We start from the raw sequence: 13318 nt of genomic DNA on the forward strand, positions 1-13318 counted from the left end.
AACATGATAGTCAACGCTTGTCACTGGCGCCGTCAGGCCACCGCCAGCGCCACCCCTTCTGGTGCGATGCTGACCTGGCGGCCCGCGTGATCGGCGGGCAGGCGCGGGCCCTGGCCGAAGACCTTGTGGCGCAAGCTGCCTTCCTCGTAATGGGTGCGGTAGCGGCCGCGCCGCTGCAGTTCCGGCACGATGTATTGCACCACGTCGGCCATGCTGTCGTGGGCGACGGCGAAGGCCAGATTGAAACCGTCGATGCCCGTTTCATCGAGCCAGCTTTCCAGCTGGTCGGCCACCTGGCGCGCGTCGCCGACGATGACTGGGCCGCGTCCGCCCAGGCCGATGTATTCGGCTGCTTCGCGCACCGTCCAGCGGCGATCCGGGTCGGCTTGGCTGAACGAGGCCAGCGCCGAGCGGCCGGCCGGAGAATCGATGTACTCGATGGTGGCGTCGAGCGGGTAGCGGCTGAAATCGACGCCCGTCCAGCCGGAGAGCAGCACGAGGGCCGCCTCGATATTCACGTGGCGCAGGTAATCGGCATGCTTGGCGCGCGCTTCTTCTTCCGTGACGCCCGTGATGACCAGCGCTTGCGCGTAGATGAGCAATGCGTCGCCATCGCGTCCGCTTTGTCGCACGGCGGCGCGCAAGTCGTCCGCGTAACGCTTGACGACCGTCTTGCTGGGGCCACTGACAAAGGTGGCTTCCGCATGGCGCGCCGCGAAGCGCGTGCCGCGCGGCGAGGTGCCCGCCTGGTACAGCAGCGGCGTGCGCTGCGGCGACGGCTCGCACAAATGGATGCCGGGCACCTGGTAGTGGCGCCCGGCATGGTTGATCGGATGCACGCGGGCCGGATCGGCATAGATGCCGCGCGCCTTGTCGTTGACGACGGCGTCGTCGTCCCAGCTCTTTTCCCACAGCTTGTAGACGACGTCCAGGTATTCGTCGGCCAGGTCGTAGCGCTCGTCGTGGCCCAGCTGCTGGCTCAAGCCCAGGTTGCGCGCCGCGCTATCGAGATAGCCGGTGACGATATTCCAGCCGATGCGCCCTTTCGTCAGGTGATCGAGGGTGGAAATGCGGCGCGCGAACGTGTACGGGTGCTCGTAGGTGAGGGCGCAGGTGACGCCAAAGCCAAGGTGCGTGGTGGCCTGCGCCATGATGGGCACGAGCGCCAGCGGGTCGTTCAGCGGCACCTGCACGCCGTGTTCCAGGGCCGCATCGAGGCTGCCCCGGTACACGTCATACACGCCCAGCACGTCGGCGAGGAAAACCGCGTCGAACAGGCCCGCTTCCAGCAGTTGCGCCAGTTCCGTCCAGTGTTCGGGGTCCGTGTAGCGGTGGCTGCGGTCGCGCGCATGCGTCCACAGGCCCGGCGACTGGTGACCGACGGTATTCATCTGGAAGGCGTTGAAGCGTATCGACTTGGCCATGGCTTATTTGGCCGCCGTCTGCAAGGCTTGCTGGTAATCGGGTTTCGAGTAGCCGGCAAAGTGCTTGTTCGTGATGTCGAGGAATTCGCGCGAGCGGTAGGCGGCCGCAAGGTCTTTCGCGAACTGCTTGTCCTTGTCCGCCGTGCGGATGGCCACCAGGTTGATGTAGTTGGGCGAGATTTTCTCGGCCACCAGCGCATCCGTCAGCTTCAGTCCGGACGCCAGCGCGTAATTGCCGTTGATGAAGGAGTAATCGGTGTCGCCCAGCGAGCGTGGCAGTTGCGCCGCTTCCAGCGGCAGCAGCTTGATTTTCTTCGTGTTGACGGCGATATCCTTTTCCGATGCGCGCACGGGGTCGAAGCTGGGGCGCAACTTGATCCACCCCAGCTGGTCGAGCAGCACCAGCGCGCGCGCCTGGTTGGTCGGGTCGTTCGGCAAGCCCACCGTCGTGCCTTCCTTCACGTCGTCCAGGGTCTTGTGCTTCTTGCTGTAGATGGCGATCGGCGCCGTGGGTATTGTGATCAGGTCCGTCAGGGCCAGTTTGTGTTCCAGCGCGAATTTCTTCAGGTAGACGATGTGCTGGAAGACGTTGGCGTCCAGCGAACCCTCGGCCAGCGCGAAGTTCGGCTGGATATAGTCGTTGAATTCCACCAGTTTGACCTTGTAGCCCTGCTTTTCCAGGATAGGCTTGATACCCAGCTTGATCTGGTCCGCGTACGGCCCGGCGCTGGTGCCGATGGTGATGTCCTTCGGGTCCTTGGCGTGGACGAAGCTGCTGGCCAGTGCCAGGGTCAGGGCGGTGAGGAGGATGCTGCGGCGGGCGATGGTCATGGAGGCTCCTTGGTGGGTGAATCAGGAATACGCCGTCGGCTCGGGCACGGTGCCATTCAAGGCAAAGCGTCCCAGGTCGCGCAGCTTGTAGTCGATGGGGTCGTGCAGGGTATGCACGCGCACGTTGCGCCAGTAGCGGTCGAAGCCGTATTGGGCCGAGGTGGAGCGGGCGCCCGTCAGTTCGAACATCTGGCTGCTGATCTCCAGTCCCGCCTTGTGCGCCAGGCACTTGGCTTCGGCCACGGCGACGGCCAGCAAGCCCCGTTCGCGCGCCGTCACCAGCGCGCCCTTGCGGAACACTTTTTCCAGTTCCTGCGCCGCCGCGTCGGCCAGCACCTGCGCGGGGCGCAGCAAGAGCCACAGCTGGCCATAGCGGTGCTGTACCAGAGGGTCGTCCGTTGCCTTGGCCACGCCCGAGGCAAACCAGGCTTTCGCCTGTTCGTCCGTGTAGCGGCGCGCCGCCTCGAACGCGCCTTCGGCGATGCCAAGGTACAGGTTCGCCATGATCAGCTGTGCGATTTGCGAGCGCACGGTGGCTTGCGGCGTGGCGGCCTGCGCGGGCGCCTGCAGCACCAGCTCGCGCGGCAGGGCCACCGCCTGGAAATGCACATTGCCGCTGTCCGTCTGGCGTTGGCCGAAGGCGTCCCAGTCCGCCTGCACGGTCACGCCATCCTGGCGCGTAGGCAGGGCGGCGATCAGCGCCGTTTGCGTGGGCGCGTGCCAGGCCGAGACGGTCAGCCAGTCCGAGCCCACGGAACCGGAAGAAAAGCTCTTGATGCCGTCGAGGGTAAAACCGTCGTCGCTGTCGGCCGCGGTGACCCGTTTGTCGAGGGGATTCAAGGCATTGCCCCAGAACAGGCGCTCGTCGACGGTCAAGGTGAGCAGGCGGCGCTGTTGCTGTGCGCTGCCATACAGCTGCAGGCCGGCCAGCTGCAGATGGTGGAAGCCGAAGACATGCGCCAGCGCGCTGTCGGCCCGCGCCAGGATGCGGATTACCTGGTACACGAGGGGCCAGGACGCGCCCTGGCCGCCAAATTCCACGGGAATGGACAAAGTCAGCAGACCCGACTCGCGCAGCCATTCGCGTTCCTGCGCCGCGTGCCCGCCGGCCTGGTCGCGGGCATTGGCCGTTTCGGCCAGGCGCGCGGCCAGCTTTGTTGCGATGCGGATGGCGTCCTGCAGGGGTTCCGGCACAGGCGGCTGGGGACGGGCGGCATGGAGAAAAACGCTAGACATGAGTGACATTCCAGAAAGACGATGACGCCGATATTGCACCGCCAGGCGTGCGCCGTACACGAAGAAAACCGCGCATGCATATGCGAAAAAAGCCGCGCGGGAGCCGGCGCCTCCGCTTGCGGGGCGTCAGGCCCGGATAGTCGAAAAACGCATATCGAAGCGCGAAAGCATTCGTTTTGCCGGACTGCTGATGGCGATAGGCTGCAAGCATCCGAGCAACTCCAATCCGACAACCTACAGGGACGGGCATCACATGAGCATCTTGTTATTGGGCGGTAGCCCGCAACTCCCCTCGAGTTCCAGCCGCCTGCTGCTGCATATCGGCGAACAGCTGGCGCTGCGGGGCCACAGCTACGCCAAGCTGCATGTGCGCGACCTGCCGGCGCGCGCCTTGCTGCTGGCCGACTACGACGATGCGGCGATTGCCCGCGCCGTGCGCGCCGTGGCCGACGCCGACGCCATCGTGATCGCCACGCCCATCTACAAGGCGTCGTATACAGGGTTGCTGAAAGCCTTCCTCGACCTGCTGCCGCAAGATGGCCTGGCCGGCAAGCTGGTGCTGCCGCTGGCCACGGGCGGCGGCCATGCCCACACCCTGGCGCTCGACTACGCGCTGCGCCCCGTGCTGCATGCGCTGGGCGCCAAGCAGGTCTTCACCAGCATCTACGCGAATGCGCAGCAGCTGGCGTGGCACGAAGAACGGGGCCTGAGCCTGGATGCGCCGATTGCAGAGCGCGTGCAGGCGGGCATCGAGGAACTCTCCACCGGCCTGTTCGTGCTGCAGGGGCAGCGCCCGCCCGCGCCCGCCGATATTTCTGTCCCCGTGCGTTCGCTGCAAGACCAGCCTTACGCGCCGCAGTATCAAGCCGCCTGATTATTCACCGACCAAGGAACTGCCATGACACACCGCCACGCACAACGATTTTCGCGCCGTACCACCCTGGGTTTGCTGTTTTCTGCCGTCGCCGGCGTGATGGCGGCCGGCATGCCGGTCGCGGCGCAGGCGCAAGCTAAGGGCGAGGTGCGCATCGGCTACCAGAAATACGGCACATTGACCTTGCTCAAGGGGCGCGGCACCCTGGAAAAACGCCTGGCCGAGCAGGGCGTGGGCGTGAAGTGGACGGAGTTCCCGGCCGGTCCCGTGCTGCTGGAAGGCCTGAACGTGGGCAGCATCGACTTCGGTACGGTGGGCGAGGCGCCGCCGATCTTTGCCCAGGCGGCCGGCGCCAACCTGGTGTATGTCGGCAATGAGCCGGCGTCGCCCGCCAGCGAAGCCATCGTCGTGCCCAAGGGTTCCGGCCTGCGCACGCTGGCTGACTTGAAGGGCAAGAAAATCGCCCTGAACAAGGGCTCGAACGTGCATTACCTGTTATTGAAGGCGCTGGAAAAGGCCGGCGTCGCCTACGCCGACATCCAGCCCGTATTCCTGCCGCCGGCCGATGCGCGCGCCGCCTTCGAGCGGGGCAGCGTGGATGCCTGGGCCATCTGGGATCCGTTCCTGGCGGCCGCCGAAAAGCAGCTGGGCGCCCGCGTGCTGGCCGATGGCAAGGGCCTGGTGGCGAACTACCAGTTCTATCTCGCCTCGCGCACGTATGCCGAGAAAAACCCGGAAATCCTGCGCATCGTGCTCGATGAAGTGGCCAAGGTCGATGACTGGGGCCGCAACAACCCGGAAGAAGTGGCGACGATTCTGTCGGCGCAGACGGGGCTGGGCAAGGATGTCGTGGCGCTGGCCGCCTCGCGCTATGCGTATGGCGTCAAACCCGTGTCGGTCGACGTCATCGCGTCGCAGCAAAGGGTGGCCGATGCCTTTTCCAGCCTGAAGCTGATCCCGAAACCGATCGTCGTCAAGGACGCGCTGCTGCCGGCGCGCCAGCTGGCCACCAGCACCAAATAATCAAGGAATACACACCATGTCATTGAATGTCTTCTGGTTCATCCCTACCCACGGCGACAGCCGCTACCTGGGTACGTCGCAGGGCGCGCGTCCCGTCGATGCCGATTATCTGCGCCAGGTGGCCGTGGCCGCCGACACGCTCGGCTACGACGGCGTGCTGCTGCCCACGGGCCGCTCCTGCGAAGATGCGTGGGTGGTGGCGTCGTCGCTGATCAGCGTGACGCAAAAGCTCAAATTTTTAGTGGCCGTGCGGCCCGGCCTGTCCACGCCCGGCCTGGCCGTGCGCATGGCGTCCACCTTCGACCGCCTGTCGAACGGGCGCCTGCTCATCAATGTCGTCACGGGCGGTGATCAGGGAGAACTGGAGGCGGACGGCCTGTTTGCCGACCACGCCAAGCGCTATGAAATCTCCGATGAATTCATCAAGGTGTGGCGCGCCACCCTGGCGGGCGAGGGCGGTGCTGCCGGCTACGATTTCGAGGGCAAGCATATCCAGGTGAAGGGCGCGAAAACCCTGTATCCGCCCGTGCAGAAACCGTATCCTCCCCTGTATTTCGGCGGCTCGTCGGAGCCCGCGCATGAACTGGCGGCCGAGCAGATGGACGTGTACCTGACGTGGGGCGAGCCGCCGGCCGCAGTCGCCGAGAAAATCGCGGACATCCGCGCGCGCGCCGCCAAGCGGGGACGCACGGTGCGCTTCGGCATTCGCCTGCACGTGATCGTGCGCGAAACCAACGAGGCGGCCTGGCGCGCGGCCGATGAACTGATCAGCCACCTGGACGACGACATCATCGCCAAGGCGCAGGCGGCGTTCGGCAAGATGGATTCCGTGGGCCAGCAACGGATGGCGGCCCTGCATGGCGGGCGGCGCGACAAGCTCGAAGTGTCGCCCAACCTGTGGGCCGGCGTGGGCCTGGTGCGCGGCGGCGCGGGCACGGCCCTCGTGGGCGATGGCCCGACCGTGGTGGCGCGCATGCAGGAATACGCGGACCTGGGTATCGACACCTTCATTTTCTCCGGCTACCCGCACCTGGAAGAATCGTACCGCTTCGCTGAACTGGTGTTCCCGTTGCTGGGCAAGGGCAAGGCCGTGGGTGAGCAGTCACTGACGGGACCGTTCGGCGAAGTCATGGCCAGCAATATCGTGCCGGCCGCGCCGCAGAAAAAGGCGGCCTGAGATGGGCGCCGGCCCCACTTTCACCACCAAGCGTCTGCCCGGCACGCCGTGGCGCAATGCGCTGGCGCCGTGGGCCTTGCCCGTGGCACTGCTGCTGGCCTGGCAACTGGCGGCGCAGTGGGGCTGGCTGTCGAGCCGCATCTTGCCCGAGCCGTGGGCCGTGGCGAAAGCCTTCTGGCACCTGGCCGTATCGGGCGAATTGTGGCTGCACCTGAAAACGAGCTTGTGGCGCGCCACGGTCGGTTTTACCGTCGGCGCGGGACTGGGCCTGCTGCTGGGACTTTTGACGGGCAGCTTCCGCCACGCGGAAACCCTGCTCGACACGACCCTGCAAATGGTGCGTAACATCCCGGCCCTGGCCCTGATCCCGCTGGTGATCCTGTGGTTCGGCATCGACGAGACGGCGAAACTGTTCTTGCTGGCCGTCGGCGTGTTTTTTCCCGTCTACCTGAACACCTTCCACGGCATCCGCTCGGCGGACCAGGGCTTGATCGAAATGGCGAAAAGCTATGGCCTTTCGGGCTGGCCCCTGTACCGCGACGTGATCCTGCCGGCCGCCATGCCTTCCATTCTGGTGGGCGTGCGCTTTTCGCTCGGTCTCGTGTGGGTGCTGCTGATCGTCGCCGAAACCATCTCGGCGCAGGCCGGCATCGGCTACATGACCATGAATGCCCGCGAATTCCTGCAAACGGACGTGGTGCTGGTGGGGATTTTGCTGTACGCCTTGCTGGGCAAGCTGGCCGATTTGTTCTCGCGCCGGCTGGAACGCCACTGCCTGCGCTGGAATCCCGCCTACCGATAGTGACGAAATGAGGAAAGAACACCATGCTGCTCGCCCCCATCCAGATCGAAACGGATTTCCTGTCGCACTTCGTGCAGTACGACCCGGCCAGCGCACCGCAGGCCAAGGCCGCCCTGCAGGCTCCCCTGGCGCGCCGTGGCGTGCCGCTGGCCTTGACGCAATTGAGCAAGGCCTATGGCGAACGTCCGGTCCTGAAAAACGTCGACCTGCAACTGGAAGCGGGCGAATTTGTCGCCATCGTGGGACGCAGCGGCTGCGGCAAGAGCACCTTGCTGCGCTCGATCGCGGGCCTGGAAAGCGTCGATGAAGGCCAAATCGCCATCGGCAGCGGCGTGGGCGCGCCCGATATCCGCATCATGTTCCAGGAATCGCGGCTGCTGCCGTGGAAGACGGTGCTCGACAACGTGGCCCTGGGCTTGCCCCGTTCCGTCGGCGCGGCGGCCGCCTCGCTGTGGACGGTGGGCCTGGCCGAGCGGGCGGACGACTGGCCGTCAGCGCTGTCGGGCGGGCAGAAACAGCGCGTGGCGCTGGCGCGCGCGCTCGTGCACGAGCCGCAACTGCTGCTGCTCGACGAACCCCTGGGCGCGCTCGACGCCCTCACGCGCATCGAGATGCAGCAGCTGATCGAGTCGCTGTGGCTGGCGCGCGGTTTCACGGCCGTGCTGGTGACGCATGACGTGGCCGAAGCCGTGGCCCTGGCCGACCGGGTGCTGCTGATCGAGGATGGACAGGTCACCATGGACGTGCCGGTGGACTTGCCGCGCCCGCGCCAGCGCGGCCATGCGGCGTTCGCCGCGCTGGAACAGGCTATCTTGTCGCGCGTGCTGCAACCGCAGGGTCAGATAACTGCGCCAGCACGATGAAGCCGTCGCTGTCGAGCGTCGCGACGATGGCTTCATAATTGTCGATGGCCGGGTGGCGCGTGGCCAGCGGATGCGCATGCGTGGCGGTGACGACGATGACCTTTGCTCCAGCCGCTTCGCCCGCCTCGATGCCGACGGAGGCATCTTCGAACACCAGGCAATCGGAGGGCGCCACGCCCAGTTTTTCCGCCGCCAGCAAATAGCAATCGGGCCGGGGTTTGCCCGCCTTGACGTCTTCCGCCGTCACCATGATGGCGGGTATCGGCATGCCGGCCGCCTTCAGGCGGGCCGTGGCCAGCGCGCGCGGCGCCGACGTGACGATGGCCCATTGCGCGGGCGGCAGCGATTGCAAAAAGCGCAACGCGCCCGCGATTTCAATAATTCCTTCCACATCGATGATTTCGGCGTCCGTGATGCCCTGCGATTCGCGCTGCGCGTCGACGCCGGGCAAGCGCAGTTTGGCGATGGTGTCGACCGAGCGCGCGCCGTGGATGGTGGGCAGGAAGGCTGCCACGTCGAGGCCCTGGCGCTGCGCCCAGGTGCCCCAGATGCGTTCTGCGGCGGCGATGGAATTGATGACGGTGCCGTCCATGTCAAAAAGAAAAGCCCGGTAGCGGCCGGCGGCCGATGGTGTCGGGGATGAAGACGGCGAGGGCAGTGCGGACATGGCTTCCTTCCGGATGATGGACTGGAAGCCATTGTAACGGCAGTCGATTTTTATTTCACAGGTAGACCGATTCAAACCTGGCCACGGGTGAGCCATCCTTGAGCAGGATCAGGTACTCGCCATCGAAACGGTAACCCGTCACGCTGTTCAAGTTGGCCAGCACGGTGCTTTCCAGCTGCATCAGGGGCGGCGGGCAGGCCATGCGCGTGCCGGCCAGCTGCGTGAAGCGCAGGGCAGTGCCGGCCAGCGTGTAGCCGCCCATGACCTGGTTGCAGCCCGTGAAACCATGGACCTTGCCATCGTCGGTGAGGGTGATGCGCACTTCGCGCTCCTGCTGCGGCGCCATCGTCACCGGGGCGCCATCGAGTTCCGTCAGCTTCCAGTAGGTATTCGTCAGGCTGTAGCTGGGCGTCAGGCCGGTGTCCGGCTTGGCGCTGTCGGACGTGGCGGCGCAGCCGCCGGCCATGGCGATGGCGGCGGCGAGGGACAGGTTTGTGAGGCGATGCAGCATGGGGCGCTCCTGTGAGGGGGAAATGCCTGCACACTAGCAGATTTTTCGCACCGGTCCGCGTACCGCAGCGGCGAATGTTTCCATTTTGCCAGTACTGGCATTACACTCATGCTTTCTGCTGTTTCAACCTTGATCGGGGAGCCGGGCCGATGCTGCAAGCGCAAGCGCTGGATAATCGACTGGTCGCCACCAGTGCCGACGACGTGCTGGTCGACCGCATCGTGCCGGGCGCGCCGCTGGTGATCGCTTTCGGTTTTGTTTCGTGGACAACGCGTCCCGCCTTCGATTTTTACGGGCGCCTGCGCAAGCTGGAGCAGGCCAGCGGCCAGCACCTGAACAAGATCCTCGTGCGCGATTCGGGCAACGCCTGGTACCACCGCCGCATCGCGGGCCTGGGCAATCATGTGGATGAAACGGCGCAAGCCCTGCGCGAGCTGGTGCGCCGCATCGCGCCCGGCCAGGTCAGCACCGTCGGCCAGTCCATGGGCGCGTACGCAGCCGTCATGTATGGCTTGCTGCTCGAGGCGCGGCAGATCGTTGCCTTCGGACCCTTGTCTTTTCTGGACGTGCAGCAGGCGCGCCTGTACCACGAGCTGCGCTGGCTGCCCGTGATGGAGTCGCTGGCGCAAGACCCGCCGCCGTCTGGCTACTACGACCTGGCCGCCCTGTGCCGCGCCAGGGCGACGGCCGATACGCAGCTGCACCTGGTGTTCGGCACGCGGCCTGACGTGGCCCGGCCCGACGTCGCCAATGCGGGCGCCAGTGCCAGCGAATCGGTGAACCTCGACGCCATGCACGCGCAGCGCCTGGCCGCCTTCGGCCGCTGCACCCTGCACCCGTATCCCCAGTCGGGCCATGCGGTGGTGCAGCACCTGATCGACACGAAGCGCATCAACGGCTTGCTGGCCAGCTGCATACTCGGTCTCACGCTGGAAGAAGAACCCATGCCGGAGATCGGCGCCGCCTGGCAAGACTGGGTGGCGGAAAACCTGCGTTTGGGCTGCGCCGGCGAGCAGCTGGTGGCGGTGCTGCAGCAGCATGGGTTTTCGCTGGCCAGCAGCATGGCCGCCGTGGATGCGGCCCGCGCCAAGGCCCTATGACGCCGCAGTTCGAACTCGACACCCTGAAAATCCGCATCGCCGCGCCTGAACTGGCGGCGCTCGACTTGCGCGTGCGGGTGCAGCGCGCGCTGCGCCAGTTGATACTCGACGGCGTACTGGCGCCCGGCCTGCGCCTGCCGGCCACGCGCGCGCTGGCGCAGTCGCTGAGCGTGTCGCGCGAGACGGTGGAAATGGCGTATGCGCAGCTGCGCCTCGATGGTTATGTGCGGCGGCAGGCGGGATCGGGAAGTTTTGTCTCGCCGACGATAGGCGCGAGCTTGCAGGGCAAGCCTGCGACTGCGTTGCCGCCCTTGTCCGCGCAGCCGGTGGCCCTCAGCGCGCGCGGTGCGCAGATTCTCGCCAGCGGCGGCGTGGCCGACCAGCAGAGCGTGAAGGCCTTCGCCACGGGCTTGCCGGAAACGCGGGCCTTTCCGCTCGACGTGTGGGAGCGCTTGCGGCGCCAGGCCGCCGGCGAACACCAGGCCGGCGTGCTGCTGCACGGCGACCCGCAAGGCGCGGAACCGCTGCGCCAGGCCATCGCCGACTATGTGAACCTGGAGCGGGGCGCGCGGGCCACGGCGGACCAGGTGCTGGTGCTGAGCAGCACGCGCCAGGCTCTGTACCTGTGCGCGCAAGTGCTGGCCGACGCGCACGGCCCCATCCTGATGGAAGACCCCGGCTATTTCGGCGCGCGCAAGGCGTTCGAGATGGCGCAATTGCGGGTGATTCCAGTACCCGTCGATGCGCATGGCTTGTCCATCGAGCACCTGCGCGCGGACCGCAGCGGGGCCAACACGGTGTACGTCACGCCCTCGCATCAGTACCCGACGGGCGCCACCCTGGCGCTCGAGCGCCGCCTGGCCCTGACTGCCTGGACCGCCGAGCGCCAGGGCTGGATCATCGAGGACGATTACGACAGCCAGTTTCACTACGCGGGCTTGCCGACGGCGTGCGTGCAGGGACTAGACACGCAGCAGCGCACGATTTACCTGGGCACCTTTGCCAAATCGCTGTATCCGGGGCTGCGCATCGGCTACATGGTGCTGCCGCCCGCGCTGGTGAAACCGATGACGTATGCGCGCAGCATCCTCGACGGGCATACGCCGCAGCTGGACCAGCTGACACTGGCCCGTTTCATCGCCGATGGCCATTTCGCGGCCCATGTGCGCGCCATGCGCAAGGTCTACGCCGTGCGCCGCGATGCGATGGCGCAGGCCGTGCAGCGGCATTTGCCGCACGTGGTCGCGGCGCAGCTGCCGCCGGGCGGCTTGCAGATGCCGTGTCTGCTGCACGGGGGCAGGGACGAGCTGGAAACGATACGCCTGGCGGCGCAGGCGGGCATCGTGCTGCCGGGCCTGAGCCGGCTGTACGCGAGGCCGCCGGAGCGGGGCGGCTGGCTGCTGGGCTTTGCCGCGCTCACACCGCACGAGATCGACAGCGGCATCGTCCGCCTGGCCCGCGCGCTGGGGTGATCGCTCAAGTGGTCTGTTATGCATGCGTAAAGTGGCCTGCCTGAGCAGTCCATGCGGCCGTTAAGATGCCCCTTTTGAACCTCAGGCAAGGGCACACGCATGCAGACCAGTTCCACATCATCGGCGTCGATCGACAACACGGCACGGGCGCGCTGGCGCGACCTGGCGTCCCCCGCCATGGCAGCCTTCATCTCCGTCCTCGTCAACTATGGCGGCACCTTCGTGCTGGTATTCCAGGCGGCCCAGCTGGCCCAGCTGAGCGCCGCGCAGACGGCGTCCTGGGTCTGGTCGCTGAGCATCGGCGTGGGCGTGACGGGCATCTGGCTCAGCTACCGTTACCGCGCACCCATCATCACGGCCTGGTCCACGCCCGGCGTGGCCTTTTTGGCCACCGTCATGCCGCATACGCCGTATGCCGAGGTGATCGGCGCCTATATCGTGTCTGCCATCGCCTTCATCTTGCTGGGCATGTCCGGCGCCTTCGAGCGCCTGGTGCGCCTGATACCGGGCGGCATCGCCGCCGGCTTGCTGGCCGGAATCCTGCTGCAATTCGGCGTGAACGCGTTCGGCGGCGCCAGCGCCGATCCGCTGCTTGTGGTGGTATTGCTGCTGTCGTACGCCGTGCTGCGCCGTTTCACGGCACGCTTTGCCGTGGTGGGCATCATGCTGATCGGTCTGGCCCTGCTGCTGGCGCAGGGGCGCATCGATACGCAAGGCATAGCACTGGCCCTGGCCGCGCCCGTGTTCGAGATGCCGCGCTTTTCCGTGGCGTCTCTGCTGGGCGTGGCGCTGCCCCTGTTCCTGATCACCCTGACGGGGCAATACATGCCCGGCATGCTGGTGTTGCGCAATGACGGCTACCAGGTCAGCGCCAATCCCATTTTGACGGTGACAGGACTCGGTTCGCTGCTCATGGCGCCATTCGGCGCGCACGCCTTCAATGTGGCCGCCATCACGGCCGCCATCTGCACGGGCAAGGATGCGCATGCGGACCCGTCGAAGCGCTATGTGGCGGGCCTGGCGTGCGGCGTGCTGTACATTCTGGTGGGCATCTTCGGCGTCACCCTGGCCAGCCTGTTCATGGTCTTGCCGCGTCCCTTCATCACGGCGCTGGCGGGCCTGGCCTTGCTGGGCGCCATCGGCAACAGCCTGGCGCAGGCGATGGCGGACGTGCGCATGCGCGAAACGGCGCTGATCACCTTCCTGGCCACGGCCGCAAACGTGACCCTGTTGGGCGTGGGCGGCGCCCTGTGGGGGCTGGCGGCCGGGCTGGCGGCGCATGCGCTGATGCATGGCTGGCGCAAGGCGGCTTGACGGCGGCATCGCCGGACAGCTTGC

At 66.4% G+C, this 13318-nt stretch carries 13 protein-coding genes; 8 read left to right on the forward strand and 5 right to left on the reverse strand.

Features of this window, described 5'->3' with window-relative positions; all coding sequences use genetic code 11:
- Positions 1 to 32: 32 nt before the first annotated feature.
- Genes O3301_RS18890 through O3301_RS18900 form a run of 3 tightly spaced genes read right to left on the reverse strand, consistent with a single transcriptional unit; the run spans position 33 to position 3491 of the window.
- A complete protein-coding gene (locus tag O3301_RS18890; RefSeq protein WP_305057147.1) occupies positions 33 to 1424 on the reverse strand; it encodes an LLM class flavin-dependent oxidoreductase in 1392 nt (463 codons plus the stop codon).
- A 3-nt stretch (positions 1425 to 1427) separates the two neighbouring features.
- On the reverse strand, positions 1428 to 2255 hold the full coding sequence (locus O3301_RS18895) for a MetQ/NlpA family ABC transporter substrate-binding protein (RefSeq protein ID WP_289905554.1): 828 nt from the start codon (positions 2253 to 2255) through the stop codon (positions 1428 to 1430).
- Positions 2256 to 2276: 21 nt separating this feature from the next.
- Positions 2277 to 3491: an acyl-CoA dehydrogenase family protein gene (locus O3301_RS18900; protein WP_305057148.1), complete on the reverse strand. Its 1215-nt coding sequence runs from the start codon at positions 3489 to 3491 to the stop codon at positions 2277 to 2279.
- A gap of 253 nt (positions 3492 to 3744) precedes the next feature.
- Between O3301_RS18900 and ssuE the strand changes: the two genes are divergently transcribed.
- From ssuE to O3301_RS18925, 5 genes are read left to right on the forward strand one after another with little or no spacing between them, the layout of a single operon-like run.
- Positions 3745 to 4365: an NADPH-dependent FMN reductase gene (gene ssuE, locus O3301_RS18905; protein WP_305057149.1), complete on the forward strand. Its 621-nt coding sequence runs from the start codon at positions 3745 to 3747 to the stop codon at positions 4363 to 4365.
- A gap of 24 nt (positions 4366 to 4389) precedes the next feature.
- Positions 4390 to 5388 carry a sulfonate ABC transporter substrate-binding protein gene (locus O3301_RS18910; protein ID WP_305057150.1) on the forward strand — a complete coding sequence of 333 codons (999 nt, stop codon included), beginning with the start codon at positions 4390 to 4392 and terminating at the stop codon, positions 5386 to 5388.
- A gap of 16 nt (positions 5389 to 5404) precedes the next feature.
- Positions 5405 to 6565 (forward strand): FMNH2-dependent alkanesulfonate monooxygenase, encoded by a 1161-nt coding sequence (gene ssuD, locus O3301_RS18915; RefSeq protein WP_305057151.1) that lies wholly within the window; start codon positions 5405 to 5407, stop codon positions 6563 to 6565.
- Between the two features lies 1 nt (position 6566).
- Positions 6567 to 7367 carry an aliphatic sulfonate ABC transporter permease SsuC gene (ssuC, locus tag O3301_RS18920; protein ID WP_289905550.1) on the forward strand — a complete coding sequence of 267 codons (801 nt, stop codon included), beginning with the start codon at positions 6567 to 6569 and terminating at the stop codon, positions 7365 to 7367.
- A 23-nt stretch (positions 7368 to 7390) separates the two neighbouring features.
- A complete protein-coding gene (locus O3301_RS18925) occupies positions 7391 to 8230 on the forward strand; it encodes an ATP-binding cassette domain-containing protein (protein ID WP_289915840.1) in 840 nt (279 codons plus the stop codon).
- Here O3301_RS18925 and O3301_RS18930 read toward each other — a convergent pair.
- Entirely contained in the window at positions 8175 to 8897 is a 723-nt protein-coding gene (locus O3301_RS18930; RefSeq protein ID WP_289899006.1) for an HAD-IA family hydrolase, read from the reverse strand. The genes O3301_RS18925 and O3301_RS18930 overlap by 56 nt on opposite strands.
- A 55-nt stretch (positions 8898 to 8952) precedes the next feature.
- Complete coding sequence (locus tag O3301_RS18935; RefSeq protein ID WP_305057152.1) at positions 8953 to 9408, reverse strand: META domain-containing protein; 456 nt, start codon at positions 9406 to 9408, stop codon at positions 8953 to 8955.
- A gap of 149 nt (positions 9409 to 9557) precedes the next feature.
- On the opposite strand from O3301_RS18935, the gene O3301_RS18940 reads away from it, so the two are divergent.
- The 3 genes from O3301_RS18940 to O3301_RS18950 all read left to right on the forward strand — a co-directional run bounded on the left by O3301_RS18940 (position 9558) and on the right by O3301_RS18950 (position 13294).
- The gene (locus O3301_RS18940; protein WP_289915836.1) at positions 9558 to 10508 is read left to right on the forward strand and encodes a hypothetical protein; all 951 of its coding nucleotides are present in this window, start codon (positions 9558 to 9560) and stop codon (positions 10506 to 10508) included.
- Complete coding sequence (locus O3301_RS18945) at positions 10505 to 11980, forward strand: PLP-dependent aminotransferase family protein (RefSeq protein WP_305057153.1); 1476 nt, start codon at positions 10505 to 10507, stop codon at positions 11978 to 11980. Before O3301_RS18940 ends, O3301_RS18945 begins: the two co-directional genes overlap by 4 nt.
- Before the next feature lie 177 nt (positions 11981 to 12157).
- Positions 12158 to 13294 carry a benzoate/H(+) symporter BenE family transporter gene (locus O3301_RS18950; RefSeq protein WP_305057247.1) on the forward strand — a complete coding sequence of 379 codons (1137 nt, stop codon included), beginning with the start codon at positions 12158 to 12160 and terminating at the stop codon, positions 13292 to 13294.
- Positions 13295 to 13318 lie beyond the last annotated feature (24 nt).

Origin of the sequence: Janthinobacterium sp. SUN211 (assembly GCF_030587315.1) — a bacterium.
In the GTDB taxonomy this organism is placed as follows: Bacteria; Pseudomonadota; Gammaproteobacteria; order Burkholderiales; family Burkholderiaceae_D; genus Janthinobacterium; species Janthinobacterium kumbetense.